Source organism: Cyclobacterium sediminis (assembly GCF_054781075.1).
The window spans coordinates 154,841-170,987 of sequence record NZ_BAAGVC010000044.1 but is presented as its reverse complement, the minus strand read 5'-3'; the positions used below and the strand labels follow the sequence as shown (position 1 = coordinate 170,987).

At 38.9% G+C, this 16,147-nt stretch carries 10 protein-coding genes; all 10 read right to left on the bottom strand.

Translation table 11 applies throughout. The features are described 5' to 3' along the window. Positions 1–30: 30 nt before the first annotated feature. Positions 31–1,272 (bottom strand): NAD(P)/FAD-dependent oxidoreductase, encoded by a 1,242-nt coding sequence (locus ACYVHJ_RS22820; protein ID WP_460519738.1) that lies wholly within the window; start codon positions 1,270–1,272, stop codon positions 31–33. 24 nt (positions 1,273–1,296) lie between these two features. Continuing rightward, positions 1,297–2,649 (bottom strand): DEAD/DEAH box helicase, encoded by a 1,353-nt coding sequence (locus ACYVHJ_RS22815; RefSeq protein ID WP_460519735.1) that lies wholly within the window; start codon positions 2,647–2,649, stop codon positions 1,297–1,299. An 11-nt stretch (positions 2,650–2,660) separates the two neighbouring features. After that, a complete protein-coding gene (locus tag ACYVHJ_RS22810; RefSeq protein ID WP_460519732.1) occupies positions 2,661–3,005 on the bottom strand; it encodes a DoxX family protein in 345 nt (114 codons plus the stop codon). Positions 3,006–3,334: 329 nt separating this feature from the next. Continuing rightward, positions 3,335–4,117, bottom strand: a complete 783-nt coding sequence (locus ACYVHJ_RS22805) for a M15 family peptidase (protein WP_339900877.1) — start codon at positions 4,115–4,117, stop codon at positions 3,335–3,337. A 46-nt stretch (positions 4,118–4,163) separates the two neighbouring features. Then, entirely contained in the window at positions 4,164–5,468 is a 1,305-nt protein-coding gene (locus ACYVHJ_RS22800; protein ID WP_460519728.1) for an ATP-binding protein, read from the bottom strand. 26 nt (positions 5,469–5,494) lie between these two features. After that, positions 5,495–6,373, bottom strand: a complete 879-nt coding sequence (locus ACYVHJ_RS22795) for a tetratricopeptide repeat protein (protein WP_460519725.1) — start codon at positions 6,371–6,373, stop codon at positions 5,495–5,497. Between the two features lie 9 nt (positions 6,374–6,382). Next, positions 6,383–9,850 carry an eCIS core domain-containing protein gene (locus tag ACYVHJ_RS22790; protein ID WP_460519722.1) on the bottom strand — a complete coding sequence of 1,156 codons (3,468 nt, stop codon included), beginning with the start codon at positions 9,848–9,850 and terminating at the stop codon, positions 6,383–6,385. A gap of 64 nt (positions 9,851–9,914) precedes the next feature. Continuing rightward, positions 9,915–11,756 carry an eCIS core domain-containing protein gene (locus tag ACYVHJ_RS22785; RefSeq protein WP_460519719.1) on the bottom strand — a complete coding sequence of 614 codons (1,842 nt, stop codon included), beginning with the start codon at positions 11,754–11,756 and terminating at the stop codon, positions 9,915–9,917. 11 nt (positions 11,757–11,767) lie between these two features. Next, on the bottom strand, positions 11,768–13,246 hold the full coding sequence (locus ACYVHJ_RS22780; RefSeq protein WP_460519717.1) for a contractile injection system tape measure protein: 1,479 nt from the start codon (positions 13,244–13,246) through the stop codon (positions 11,768–11,770). Positions 13,247–13,510: 264 nt separating this feature from the next. Continuing rightward, a complete protein-coding gene (locus ACYVHJ_RS22775; protein ID WP_460519714.1) occupies positions 13,511–16,147 on the bottom strand; it encodes a hypothetical protein in 2,637 nt (878 codons plus the stop codon).

The following is a 16,147-nucleotide window of genomic DNA, read 5'->3' as shown; positions in this document are numbered from 1 at the left end:
CAAGTAGAATACATGGTAACCATAACCTAGCTATACGTCATTGGCCATCAAAGTCTTGGCTGCAAGTCTTCCGGAGGTCATGGCTGCATTTATTGAGCCATTCAAAAGGTGATCTCCTGCCAGATAAACATTATCATACAGTTTCACGTGTTGCAATGGTAGTGTGTTTTTAACTTCTGAAAGTACTGGCAGTGCGTTGTCAATCGAAAAAGTTTTGATGTGTTCAAAATGATTGGCATTGATACCTGTCAATGCTTCCAACTCCTTGGAAACCTGATTTTCTAGGGATTCAACACCTCTAATATCCTTGGTGATGGAAACAGAAAGAAGTGCTCGCCCATCACTGGAATAACGCTTACTTACATCTGTCATAAATACCAGATTATTTATCAGGTATTCCTCATCAGGTACAAGTCCTATCATCGGCTTACCAATAAAGGATTGCTGTAAAGTGAAATACAAGTTGGTAACCTTGTGGTATTTCAATATTTCTTTGCCAATGATCTCATTTGGAGCTGTTGCAATAATAATTTGGTCAGCAGTCAATTGATTCCCCGACTCCAAATGAATCGTGTTTTTTTCTATCGAAGTTACTTTGGTTTGAAACCTTACCTGTGTGTGCTCAAGTTGAGCATAAAGTTGACGGCTTATTTCTCCCATCCCTTTTTCAGGAACCGCAGCATAACCTTCTCCGAACATTTTAAAAACGAATTCAAACATTGCAGAAGAAGTTGATAAATTTTCTTCAAGAAAAATCCCTTTAAAGAATGGTTTGAAGAAATTATGAATAATTCTTTTCGAAAAGCCATAACCTTCCAGGTAAGCTATAGTTGATTGCTGGGGGCTGTCAAAAATTTCTTCTATACTCTTCTCTTTAAGTGCTTTAGTAAGGGAATACATTTTGTATTTGTCCCAGACTGTCCCCACTTTAGAAAAAGCCATGGAAAACAACTTCAGAGGATTCCTTATGGGATCATGTACAGCAAATGAGTCTTCTCCTCCTTCAAAAATTATCGCTCCGGGTTTAAACTTCTTCAAGTTCAGTTTATCCAAATCAAGGTACCTACTCAATTCTGGGTAGGAGGTAAGCAAGACCTGAAAACCCTGGTCGAGCAGATAACCGTAGGCTTCAACAGTTTTAACCCTTCCTCCTATACCATCTGAAGCCTCGAGAATCACCGGGAAATATCCGGCTTTTTCCAATTCTATTGCCGCTACTAAACCGGATATTCCAGCGCCAATTATGTATACAGATTTTTCAGATGCAAGCATAGGTATGATTTAATTTGATTTCAATTAATCAAGCCCATCTTTTATGTTTTTACGTTCACGAAACTTCCCTTTTCCATCTGCGGGTTTGGCTTTAGCCTTGGTTTCCTGATTTCCAATTTCAGGGCTATTTGAATTTCTATTTTCTTTAGGTTTAGATTGTTTTCTAAATGGCTTTTTCTTTTTATAATTTGATGAAGACCTTTTATTTCCTCCAGAAGATTTCTTAGCATGCTTTTTATTTAAATCAGGCCCTGCACCGATATCTTCCGGGTTAGGCAATACCTCAATTTCCATGCCGATAAGGTTTTCGATATTTCTATACTTGTACCTGTCTTTCTCATTTACGAAGGTTACAGCCTTTCCTTTTTTCTCTGCCCTGGCTGTTCTTCCTACTCGGTGAACATAATCTTCCGGGTCATTCGGACTATCAAAATTGATTACCAGTTCTATGTCTTCCACATCTATGCCTCTGGAAAGGATATCTGTAGCTACCAATATTTTGAGCGATTTGTTCTTAAAGGCTGACATGATTTTTTCCCGCTCATTCTGATCCAAATCAGCATGAAAAGCCTCCACCATAAATGAATTTTTTAGGGTTTTAAATAAAGACTTAACTTTGTCTTTGGTGGAGCAGAAAATGATGACCGCCTGATAATCTTGAGATTTAAGAATATGATTGGCTAATGTTTCTTTTTGCCCATCATAAACATGATAAACATATTGACTTACACCTTTTGCAGTTTTACCAAGGGCAATAGATATTTGCTCCGGCTTGTGTAAAATCTGTTGAGAAAACTGCCTGATTTTTGGAGGCATGGTTGCTGAAAACAACAGGGTTTGCCTTTTTTGCGGAAGGTGTTTGACAATTGTTAATATATCATCTGAAAAGCCCATGTCCAGCATTCTATCTGCTTCATCTAGAATTAGGTTTTCCAGGCTGTCAAATTTCACTTTCCCTCCTGCCAGCAGAGCGATTAACCTTCCCGGTGTAGCAACGACAATATCGGCACCCATTTCCAAGGCTTTTCTTTGTTGTTCCCATACCTTTCCATCCCCTCCTCCATAAATTGGTATTGAGCTAATACCTAAAAAATAGGCGAGGCCTTGAATTTGTTGATCAATCTGAATGGCCAATTCTCGGGTTGGAGCAATGATCAATACCTTAACGCCTTTTCCCTTACTTTTACTTATTTTATTGAGAACAGGCAAGATAAAGGCAGCTGTTTTACCTGTTCCGGTTTGTGCAGTGGCAATGATATCTTTGCCTTCCAAAATAATTGGTATTGCTTGTTCTTGTATTGGGGTTGCTTTTTCAAAACCCATTGCGTCCAAACCTTCTTGTAGTTCAGGAACAAAATTAAATTCACTAAAAGTCAATTTTCTCTAATTTAAGTGTACATATATGCCCAGCCAATTAATACCAATTGTATCGGTAGTCTTATCAACAACAACCACTTTGGAATACCTAAATGCTTTCTTTGATACATGTATAGATTGGCTGGAAAAACCGCAATTAACAAAAGGATGATTCCATAGGCAGCTTCAGTACGACTTGTTTCAAAAAACAAGCCAAGCCCTAATCCCAGCTCAATACCCCCTACTAATTTATTTACCAAGTTGGGTACAGGAATAAAGGGCGGAATAATACTTGTAAACAAACGGTGTTTTACAAAATGCATCACACCCATTGTTAAATAAAAAATTGCCATTGCATAAAGAAATGCTTCATCCATAAAAATCAATTGCAGTAATTTCTTTATCCTCTAAAATTAGAACATCAAAGTTGCATATCAAATATTTTGAGCCTTAATAGCTTAAATAATTTTCTTATTAGGGAAAACCTAATGATTTTACCTCTATAAAGAGGATTATCCGATCTCTCCATCCCCACCCTAATAAGCGCTTGTAATATTTAGCTATCTGTCAATAGTGTCCAGTTAGGACTATGTGCTAGTGGTTTTGGCACAAAGCTTCTTCCCTTCAAGATTGCCCCCATAAAACCCATATGTAAAACCAATTGCAAAATGAAAATCTTAGGTCGAATTAGGATTATGGGTTGAGATTATATTTCAGCCGCTTGTACATGCATCCAATCATAATTTCTTCTTCTCCCAAGGCTAACCCAACCTTCTTCTTCCCAGCAACGCCACCAGTCATTGTATACAGGATGTGCAAATGCGGCCTGATTTCTACCCCACTTCAATTGGTTTCTCGCCGGGTCAAAATCCAAGGCTACACCCCAGGAATGGGTAGACCATTGCGTCCCTCCACGCATCAACCTGTTATTGAAACAGCCACCGAATCTATTCAATGCCAATCTATTAATTTCATTTTCCCCATATATTTTAAGGACATTTTCCAGCACCAGGTATAAACTTTCCGCTACTTTTTTATGACAAGTAATCTTTCTTGCCCTGTACCTCATGTCCCAAGCAATTTTCATTTCGTAGGGCACAGGAATGGTAACCAGATTTTTGGCCCTAAGCCCGTAGAATTCATGAAAAGCAGCTGAATGCTGCCTTGGCCATCGATTCATGGGGTTGATGTCTTCCGGTCTCCAAGGATCACTTGGCTTACCAAACTTTTGCAAATACACCAATTCTTCAAAGGCAAACTGGGTTTGAGGGCCCCACATCCCATCAATTGCTCCGGAATTAAAACCTTTCTCCCTTGCCCCTAGCTGTATCATCATGGTGATTTTTCTTACTTGTGGAAGGTTTTGGGGGATACCTGCTACCTGATTAAGCGCAACAAGGGTTTTAGGTCCAAAATCACCATCTATTGCTCCATTGTACAAGCCTTTTTCTGCCAAGAGTTGCTGGACTACTTTTATTTTTTCTTTCATCGTGATGGTTGGTTAAACTACTTTTAAATTTTGGGTGAAAAGGAAATCAGTGAATTTTACCTTCTTTCTGAATTTCATATCGAATACATTGGATCAATAAGTCTTCATTGATTTGACTTTGTTTTCCTGCCAAAGTCTTTAATCCCAATTGCTGGATTATATTGACAATATTGGCTCCGGTCAATTGGTATTTTCGTGCCAAATCTTCTATCACTATTTTATTTTCTAGCTTTACCGTTTTCGGTAAATACTGCTTCCATAAAGCCAGTCTTTCTGCTACACCGGGAGGCTCAAAGTCAATAATCGTCTGAAACCTTCTAATAAAAGCAGTATCTAAATTACTTTTAAAATTAGAAGCAAGGATTACCATTTCCGGATAAGCTTCTATTCTTTGAAGCAAATAAGCTACTTCTTGATTGGAATGCTTGTCTTTTGCATCTTTTAGATTGGTTCTTTTACCAAAAAGTGCATCAGCTTCATCAAAAAACAAGATCCATCCTTTACCGGATGCTTTTTGAAAAAGCCTAGAAAGATTTTTTTCTGTTTCTCCAATGTATTTTGAAACTACCAAAGATAAATCTACTCTGTATACTTCTTTACCGGTATATTTCCCTAATAAACCTGCTGCAAGGGTTTTTCCTGTTCCCGGAGGACCAAAAAACATAACCCTATAACCTGGCTTTACACTTTTTTTCAAACCCCATTCTTCCATAAGCCGATCATTATAAATCAGCCAGTCTTCCAAAGCCTTAATTTGTTTTAGTGTTTTTTCAGACAAAACCAAGTCGTCCCAATTTAGGTCGGTTTGAATCCTTTCTGCAGGGAAATTGGGGCTTGGTTTTGGAGGTCTAATACTTTCCATTAAAATTTTATCTGCAAATTCCTGATCAGGATACAAAGGGGCAGCATAAAATGGTTCTTCTTCAGCTGCCTCTCCAAGAATAATATGCCCCTCCTTTAATAATCTGGAATCTCTGAATATTGAAAAATATTTCTTTCTGGAGTCAGGGTCACTCCCTGCCAGAAGATACATGAGGGTTTCTCCTGTAGGAATAATTCCCCTATGGTATTTTGTTTTATAGCCTCCAAACTCCGGTAGAGAAGTCCCTTCGGGAAAGTAGTCCTGAACCATTTTACTCAAAAATCCCGGATTGATATAGGGTACCATCGCCAATGATAACAGCAACAACTCCTGATTCTTTATATCAAGGGATTTGATTGTTTTTCCCAGAAAATCATTCGAATCAAAGAACAAATCCAGATTTGGCTTTGCCAATGTTTCTGTTTTCCCAAGTTCATGGTCCATTCTGCTTTTGATCACCTTTTCCAAAAAAATCAACAATTGTTTCATAAATCTTTACAAATACCTACTGTTTATCAATTTTGTTTTTGTCGGGCAGAATTAATTTGAGACTTGTAATACAAGGCTTTTTCAAAATCCGGAGCAAAATTCAATGCTTTGTTGAGGTAGTTTGAAGCGGCATCAAAATCTCCTTTACTCATATATACCACAGCTATATCTGTTAATATGGCCGGGTTTTCGGGCGCCAACCGTTCATTTTTTATCAATTGATCCAATCCCTCCTCCACATTCCCCATACCAAGGTAAGTCATGGCCAAATAATGCCGATAGCTGGTATTGTCCGGCTCCTCAGCCAATGCTGATTTAAATGCTTTAAGGGCTAATCCGTAATTTTTTAACTGCAATTCGCATTGTCCCGATAAAAACCATAACTCGCCTCCCTTACTGTCCGATTCCATGGCATTTAACAATTGGATGGCTCTTTCCCACGCCCGCTTCTTCATATAAACCTTGACCAGTTGAGTCTTATGCTGTTCACTTGGATTGGAAGCTATGATGCTTTGCCATATTTGAACCGCTTGATCCAGTTTATTAATATGTGTAGCTAACTTGGCCAGACCAATTTTTGCATTTTCATGTTCAGGAAACCGCTCATTCGCTTCAAAATACTTTTTCCATGCCAACTCAAATTTACCTTTCATAGACAAGGCATTTCCCAAGTTAACCAGGAAATGAGGCTTGACAGTAATTGCTATTGCTTTTTCAAAAAAGCTTATAGATTTATCTATGGCTTTTTGTTGCTGATAAAATAGTCCCATATTATTTAATAGGGAGGTATTGTTCGGGTCTATGGCATAAGCTTTAAGGTAACATTCCTCTGCCTTACCAAAAGATTGATTCAAAAAATGCCTGGCCCCCTCATTGTTCAAGGCTATTGCCTTCTCTTTTTCCATAATACTCATTTAATCGAATAAATCGTTTTTAATATCTCGTGCAAGTCCTTTGCCCATATTGGCAATATCCAAATCAGGGTAAATCACTTCAATATCATCGAAAGACATATCAAAAGGTTCTCCTTCACGATAATTGACGGGAAACACCAATCCAAATTGTATGTCAGGCCCCCATTCAAAACCGGCCAAATTATGTCGCCATGTTTCGGACACCGACAAAAGCCCTACACCGAGACTTGCTCTTGCAAAGGCATTCACCTCAAAGATAAATTTAGGATTTACAGTAATCCTTCCGGTTGCATCTAGTGACAGGCCGGTTTGAGGTCCCCAATTTAAATCTACTTCAGCTGCCGCTTCCCCTTCCAAACCTAATTCCCCGGTTAACTCTATACCTCCTGTCAAGCTAGCTATGGCTACACTTACGCCCAATCCCAAGTCCCCTCTTAAGGTAAGTCCTGCATCTGCCGGAATGGCAAACTCCCCATGACCGCTGATGGTAGTTTCATCCTCTCTTTCGGGATTATAAGTGATTTCTGCTGAAATTTCTCTGAGCTCTCCCGGTCCAAATCCTGCGGTAAAATCCAAACCACCTCCAATTTGAGCTACGAGGCCAATACTTCGTGGACCTATGGGAATGGCAAATAAAGGGATTTCTATGGTTGGCGCCCTAAACAAATTCCTATTGAATTCTTTTCTTGGGAAAACTTCATAACTTTCTGAAGCCAGCCTGGCTGTTACCTCTATTTCCCCATTGGGAAGTAACCTTACTCCTGCAGTTGCAGCGAGCCAAGGGGTTAGTTGAAGCGTAAGTTCTCCTCCACCATACACCCGCATGGTCTCATCCGGATCACCTGTTGGTTGTCCATCTTCACCAATAGCTCGGTTGGTGGCTCCCACTTCTATTGTTCCACTCAGCATACCTCGGCTATAGGCAGCTGAGCCTTCTATGGTTAGCGCACCATTTTCGTAGGTTACGGTCAGTGTTGATGAAATTCCCGGTATGTCTGGATTAGCAGTACCTGTAACCATTATTTCATAATTCTCCGCTCCTGCAGGTTTGGCAACACTGGCCGCTACATTTCCTCCAGTAATCCCCGGTATATCACTATTTAAGTCAAAATCTCCACTGAAAGAAAAACCGTCCTCTCCAAAATTGAAAGCCATATTACCCCGTTCTACCCCCGGAACATCTAATTCTGCTTCACCTGTTGCTGAGAAATTGTTCTCACTGTAACTGGCCGTAATGGTTGCGGATTTGATACCCCTTAATTTGCCCTCCGGAATTCCTATTTCTCCACCTATGGTCCAGATATTTTCCTTGTATTCCATATTGATCTCCGCCGGATCAAATAATTCAGAATCAAAATTAAATGCCCCCTCAAGTTCAAAACCTGAAGCAGTAGATGCTGTAGCGCTAATATGACCTTCACCTACCTGATTGATGGCAAAATTTGTTTGGCCGGTCAATCCTAAGCCATTTCTGGAACTTGCAAATATGGTCAATGAACTATCACTGATCTCAAAAGGAGCAGGAACATTGATTTCTTCAATGGCAAAGGTTTTTGATACCCGAATTTCTCCATTGGAAATAAACAGTTCAATAGGGCTGCCTTCGAAAATGGGAATACTGGGAAGTATCTGCCCGTAGGCCTCTATACCAGTAGGCAATAAATCCAACTCAAGGATTTCCACGGGACTTGCCTTCTTAATACGCAATCCATACAAACCTGACTTAATGGATTGTTTGGTTAGGTATCCTGCATACTTAGAGCCGGGGTAGCGTTTAACTGGAAAAACTTTGTCTTCCGGCCATGGAGCCCATGTTTTATCAGATGAGGGTATGTTTACTGAGATGCTGCCAAGATTTTCTGTGTTTTCAACATTTTCACCTTCTGTAACAAACTGCTTGGCAGTAATTCTGAAGGGTTTTCCCAACCAGTTTTTCTCAGCAGATCTCACAGGGCTGCCCTCTCCTGTCCATACAAACTTTTTGCTTATTCCTCCCGATTCATTGGGAAAGATACGCACCTCCCCTTCACTACCTATATCTGCTAAATTGCCTACTTCTATGGGTTCTAAATGATCTCCCCTCTCAATTTGGTCTTGGGTCCAAAATTCGTTTTCCGTGGCATTTCCATCCCCTCCTGCTAATGCTTCTGCCTGGTTAAAAACCAAGGTATAATTATTTTTGAAGGTGGCATCACCGCCGGGATATTGTGTACCATGTTTTTCTCTAAAAGTATTGAGTTTTTCAGTAATTTGACCTTTAATTACAGAACCACTAGAAGTGTTTTTGCTGGCATCCAACAACTCCATATTTTCGAGAGTATTGGGCCAGGTTGCCGTGTTCCAGTTGGCCAACTGCAATTCCACAATATGATCAACATGAAAGTTTCGATAACTTTTATCCTTTCCCCACCCTGGAGTAGTTAACTCTTTAGAAATAGTATCTGCACTTCCAATAAAGGTTGGCTTTACTCCCCGCCCATTGGTTTTTGCTTTAAAAACATGAGTAGTATCTGACGTAGGGGGTGTTTTATGGTGTTCTTCATAAAGCGTATTTAACTTCGTCGTTATATTTGCTGTGCTAATTTCTTCCCTCCAAACGCCATCCCTTTGGTTCGTATTGCCTCGTAAATAATTGTTTTTCCTTTTAAGCGGTGCCTTGCTACTAAACAATGTTCCCCTATGGTCTTGCAGCTTAAAGCCCGGGATTGGGATTTTGTCAAAGGTAATGGTCTTGGCACTTTCGTCGAGAATCCCGGTTTCTTCTTCCATTTCCGGAGCTGCTTCCTCTTCTCCTTCTTTTTGGATCGTACTCTTTTGTATTGCTGGACTACTTCCTTGCTGAATCGTATGGGTCAACTCATGTGCTAAAAGGTGCTGTCCGGAATCTTCCTTAGGGTTATATTGGTTGTCATTGAAATAAATATCATTCCCATGGGTAAAGGCATAAGCGCCTATGGCTTGGCTCATCTGTACTGCCTGGCTGTCTGTGTGTACCCTAACCTCATTAAAGTCTGCACCAAAGGATTGCTCCATACCCGATAGGGTTTCTTGATCCATCGCTTCCCCCCCGGAATTTTGATTAAGTTGCTGTTCAAAACCAACTGGAGGATCAGCCGATGCTTGTTGCTTCATTTGGACAGCTTCCTCACTTTCACCTTCTTCAGCTTCCATAGAAAGTTGTTCTTCCTCATCCCCATTGGCCTGAACCTTTTGATCATCTGACCTTCTCTGAACCAAAGGTGTCACCCTTTCTGCAATTGACTGCGCCTGAATTTTATTCTCTGCTTGAGCTTGAATGGTATCATCTTGAGCTTTTTCTTGCACCACCTTGTCTGCCATGGCATCAGCTTCTTGCTCATACTGATCACCTGGCTGTCCAACCGTTAATTTGGCCTGAAAAAATTGATCAGGCTGGTTTTGTGAGGCATGACCTCTGCTGGTTTTAGATTTGGAACTAAAGTGGCTCATACAATTGCTTGCATCAATTCATTTTTTGACTACATTTCAAAAACTATTCGAAACCCTTTTCATCTTAAGAACTGCCATGAGGACATGAAGACCAATTGTTTGCTTTGGCATGTTTTCGGATTTTATTAATCATCGGCATTACAATTTTTTTCCCTTCTTTATATGCTGGACCGGAACCTTTCGGGTCTCCATGGTCAGCCTTTATAACACTAATAAACTGTTCTATCCAGGCTATTTCTGCTTCAAAAACTGCGTCTTCAAACCTTTTATCCATTCTTAGCATCACTTCAGCCACCTTTTCATTGAAGGCCAAGTTACTTTTTGGAAAAGCCAAATCAGTTATCGACTTTTCTAAAGGTTTCAATACGATAGGTGAAATCAAAGCCTCACGCATTTTGGAGGCATGAACTCTTTCGTGGGCTAAAATAGCATCCTCCATATACCAATCTACATAAGAAAGCGCCTTACTGTTTAAATCCTTGATCTGATCGCAATAATTATCTTCGCTGGTGTTTCCTCCCGGCCCTGTGACTTCCTTCATTCCCGGAAGCAAACGTGTTTGAACTGAATAATGACCTGTTAATCCGGTAATTATCGGGTGCCAAATGCCACCATTTTCTACCATTTTTAATCTAACCTCAATATTTTCAGGAAATACCCTCCCCAAATCAACGGGGTTTAAGGTATTTGAAGGAATCGCTCCGGCTTGCGCTATTACATTATTTAAGTTGATTTTAGTATCAATGGTAACCAGTAGTTCAGGATCGGCAACATCCACTCTTCTGTCAAGTTTGTCTAGATAATTTATAGTATTCCTACCAACGATTCCATCGACGGTCAATCCCATATCTGCTTGAAAAGCTTTTACAGCTCTACTAGTTTCCCCACCGAAAGATCCATCTGCACCATATTTAGGTAATCGATAATCTAAACCAATTAATGCATGTTGCAATAACATCACCTCTTTTCCACTAGAGCCTATTTTCAAGACTGCATAATTGTCATATATATCTTCAAGTAGTTCAATGGTGGAAAATCTACTTGTTGGATGAAAATCATGCCCATCATTTAATTTGGGTTGGACAGTTTTTTTGGTTTTTCCTTTCTGCTGTAGGGTATGCGTAAGCTCATGCGCCAATAAGTGTTTTCCTGCTTTGGTTTCCGGTTGGTATTGTCCCTGACCAAAAAACAAGTCATATCCATGGGTAAAGGCTTTGGCATGAATCTTTTTACACATCATTTGTGCTTTTTGACCCGTGTGAATTCTAACCTTACTAAAATCAGAATCAAAACTATTCTCCATCTTTTGTTTGACATCAGGCGCTAGGGCCATGCCTTTACCCTTTTCTTGAAAAAGTGTACTTTCTATGCTATCGGCCTGACTTTGGCCTCTTTTAATTTCCTTTGATCCATCATCCTTGGCTTGAATGCCTTCTTCCTCGTTTTTTGCTTGGAGAGGTTCCTCCTCTTCCGTTTTGGACTGAACAGCTTCCTCCTCTTCAGACATTTGTTGAACGGCCTCTTCTTCTTCACTTGAAGCACTTACCTGTTCCTCTTCTTCTACTTTTTGCAAACTATCTTCTATTTTGGATTGAACAGCTTCTTCCTCTTCTGCCTTCTGTACCGGTTCTTCTTCCGAAATCGCTTGTTTTTTTATTTCTTCCTCAGCATTTTCTTTCATGCTTACCTTATCTTCAGCATCTTCCTTACTCTGTACCGGATCTGCTGATTCATTTTCTTCAGTGGCTCTTTGTAGGAGGGGATCAAAAAAATGATCATTGGCAGCATTTGGAATTAAAGCTTCTTTTCTATCCGGTTGTCGACGAAAAAATCCATTGCCTTCTTTGCTTTGAAATGCAGGATTCATCAAACCTACGGATGACTTTCTAAAACCATGTCTTTTCATAAGAATGTTTGTTACCAGTTTACAAACAAATGTCTTTTTTGCCAAGGCAGTTTTACCAAGGAAATATTCCATGAAATACTGTCCAGTAAAACATCTTGGGCTTTTCTCTCCACAAATAAGTGATTGGAATGCCCTTCAATCACCAATTTACCGTTTCTATTAATAAACTCGTTTCTAATCGTATCCAAGCCTGTACTGCCCAACCTTGTCCAATTTTCTTTCAAGGCTCCCAAGAGTTTATCCGTCTTTTCTTTAATTTCATTGGAGATTTCCACCTCTCTTGCTATAGTTATGTTCTGACTTAGGCCTATCAGGTATTTTTCTAAAACAAATTCAAAATCGAATGCTTTCTCCTCCTTAGTAGATAGGAAATGCAGGGCGTGAACTGCCAAATCTGCATCAACTATTTTTTCATTTTCATCCATCAATTGGCAATCTTTAAAAAATGCCTTCAAAAAGGGATGTAGTAAAATAAGACCTGCATTGTTTATATAATAGGTCTCTAAAGAATCCTCGGAAATTATCTCCCTTTCCTTTTTCATGTCCGGTAATTCATCAGCGAATCCCTTATTTCCATCTAAAAATTCATACACCAAAGGAAGAACTTTATTTCTCCCTTTAATATCATCAAATTTTATGACTTCTCTGAAGATTTTCTCTACTATTTTCCTTTCCGAGGTGGCGACTTTAGAATGGTAGACTTGAAATATTAGATCTTCTCTAACATTCAATACTTTTCTCAAGCTTAAACCTATAATGAACCTAAAGAAAATAACTTTTTGGTCATTCCTCAATTGTTCTATTATTTGATCATATTGTGATTTATTTATCAGGGCACTATTCTCAATCATCATCCATATTAATTCCTTGATATCATCATTTGCATATTGACTCAATACCCTTTCCAGAAATGATGCTTGTTGAAACTTTTTAAGCAATCCTTCCCTATCTATATATTCACTTAATAAAGTGCTAATTTTTTCCCATGTGAAATTTTCTCTTGCTTGCCTTACACCATTCCACCAGGGAAGGTTTCCATATTCCAAAAAATAGATCCACGACTTCAAAGTATTTTCAACTGAATTTAAAGCTAAGCTTGTTTCACTACCTTCTTTTGAAAAAGAATCCTGAGCCCAATTACTTGGAACAAGTGCACCTTTCTTTTCTCTTCCTTTAAAGTCATTTATGGCTGTCGTTGAAATTGCTTTTGATATTGCTCTTTTAAATTGGTTTATAAATGCATGCTGAACAAAACTAGGGTCTGAAAAATCCTCTTCCATAAGTTCCAAAGAGATACTTATCTCAGGAATCTGTATGGAAGCATAATGCAACTCCTTCTCCAATTCATCAAGATATTTGGTAACAGAGGGAATGATATAGTCCTCAATAAAAGTGTCTATATTTTTTTCTATAGACTTGGCATTCTCCACTGATTTAGAATATATATCGACAGAAATTTTTTCAATAAAATGGTTGTCGATTTCCTTCATATATTTTTTTTTATTTCAATTTATTTATTATATTTCTACTCGCTAAGTCGCAAGACAAAGTTGATTTTACTGGCAATAAGTATGGAATAGGAAGCAGTCGATTAAGTCAAAATGTTTAGAAGTTTGCGTTCGTTACGTGTTGTTTACATCACTTTTGAGTCGCTTATACTACTAGACTAGAGATTAAAGTTTGTGGAATAGGAAAGAAGCCCATAGAGGACCAATCATCATCCGGAATTTGTATGATTGGTCCTTTTTCATGTATTAGAGTTTAAGCTTAGTAATGGTATCAATGGTACGTGGTTGGTTTCTTACAGCTGGAACCTCAATATAAACATCTACCAACTCAGTGAAAGGACTAAGGGTTGTGATCATTCTTTCCCTATCTATCTCTCTAGCTAAGACCACCACAAGGGAGGCTTTTGATGCTTGGTCTTTTTTGTGAAGACTACTCCTCAAGTTTAAAAACCTAAAAATGGTATCGTTTGTATTGGTAGAATTTTTATATTCATTGATCATTTCAATGCTAGCCCAACTTCCATTTACCCAATCACCTGTTAGGTAAAGATCATGAGGGATTTGTGAAGCCTCCAGGCTTCGCTGCACTCTACTGATAATTCTGGAAACAGAATTGGGAAGATCTTCTATACTTTCTGGAATTCTAGGATTATTTTCTCCGGTAAATCTAGAATCTGTCATCAAATCATCAATCAAATCATACCATTGTTTCCATTTGCCGGTAAAGGCACCATAATCATCATCTTTTTCTATTGGTGCAAATTCGTTTTGCAATTGCACATAGGTGCTTTCTCTATATTTTTTTAATTCTTCACAACGGATTGAATCAATTCTATAGGTCCTATCCGATTTCACCATGCCATCTTGAGTATAGGTATAGGAAGGGGAGTTTATACTTAAGGTATTGTCCGAAAAACTCACCTTGAATTCATCATCAAATGGACGAGTGATAACAAACCGTTTTAAAGATTCATCAAAATCAAACACCAATCCTTTAGGAAACCTTTCATTCAAGGCTTCAGTAATGGCATGCATTCTCCTTTTATATATCTGTTCAAAGGGTATTTCAAGGGTTACTGCCCCTGTGATTATGGGGGTTTCATTGATGGTGTAGCTGTTGACCGCCAAGCGATAACTTTTGGGCTGAATACCAAACCTCCTTACAGATCCTTTTATACTTCTAGACAAATTATTGAGGTATTTTAAAGAACTAATCCAAGGATAACTACAACTTGCAACCTTGATGTGGCTGGCCCCAATCAGTCCGCTTTCATCCACTACACGGTAAGATAATGAAAGGTCAGCAAAAACTTTGTTATCTTGACTCAGCAAGATATAAGTACCTGCTTTTGGAACCCCTCCAGAAGTAGTACAAGATGGGTGATCTTTAAGAAGCTTTTTAAGCTCTTTCTGATTTACTGAAAGATCAAAATGATAGACTTTGAATTCCAACCCAAACTGACTTATCATCGAATTAATGGCTTGAAAGGTGTTCTCCCCTTCTGTGCCCAAATGTCCACCAATCAAATAGCTGTCAACACCATCAAACTCTAGTAACAATGGATTGTTTCCCATTCCGTAATAAAAGCTAATGAGCTCGGAAGCCGAACCCCAATTACTAATTAATTCCTCATTGTTGACATAGTAAAATGGGATCGAAGGGAAAATGGCATTGTGTTTTCGCTTACCATTCGGTATAATCCTCAAGCCTTGATCTGTTTTTATTTCGAAAGATCTTAAAAGTGCTATCACCTTTTTGATTAAAGAATTGATTTCAATTTTTCTCTGTTCAAAACTGCCCAATGCAGGAGATTTATAAAAATCATGGCGAAAACCTGTTCCATCCAATTTCCCTAATTGAAGATGCTTGGGAAATGGGGTAATTTTTGGATTGGGCCAAAAATCGAATTCTTTTATTTCCTTTACTAACTCATTAAAAGTACCGATAAGGTCTTTGGCCAATTGGTATCGGTATTGAAAGAAGTTATAATCCTCTGAGGGATTATTAAAAAGCGCTTCGATTCTTTCATTATATATTTCGATTAAGTTTATTGTATCTTCAGCTGGTTCTAGGATTGACCCAAAGCCTTCAACAATTGCTTGAAGTCCTTTACCCAATTCTTCTATAGTGTTACCATTTTCTAAGGCTTCCCGATAAAGTTTATCAATTTGTGATAAATCTGTTGAATTTTGCCCATTGTGAACCACCTTCATCAAATGAATTGGTGCCAATTCTCCAAAGAGTTCCTTATTTGCTAAATCCTTAGATAGGATCTCATCTTGGTTTACCAGTCCTTGAATGCTAGCATCCTCTAGCATTAAAAAACGCAATTTAGAAATTTGCTCTATCCCCTGGTTGTCACAATTGATATCACCGCAAATGTCCTCCCCTTTTGGATAACTTTCCAGATAGGCCAAAACATTCATGTCCTCCCAGTTTTCCAGTGCTGACAATGGCTGGGCATCAACATCTTCCTCATTGCAAAACTCCCAAATGGGTATTTGCTCCTCATCAATATAGAAATAAGGAGAGTATTTTGCTTTATCGTCAATAAACACTCTAAAATGAGTAAATGATAGTTTGTCTATTGAGATTGTATTTTCTTTGGGTTGCTCTTCCGACAGTTGTTTGTGAAGGACAATTAAATCGCCATCAGTGGTTATCCCCACACCTTGGCTGACTATAAATTCGTCCCCGGTTTCAGATACTCCTTTGGAAATGGTCAACCCATGAATGATGCCCACACCAGTCAGTGCCACCCGCGTCAACCTATTTTGATCTTCAAAATAGGCAATGGTCTCATTTAGCTGGGTATGCGTAAGCACCTGATCAGCCTTATAGTTTCTATATTGGTAGGTTACGGAACTTAGTTTATTTGACAT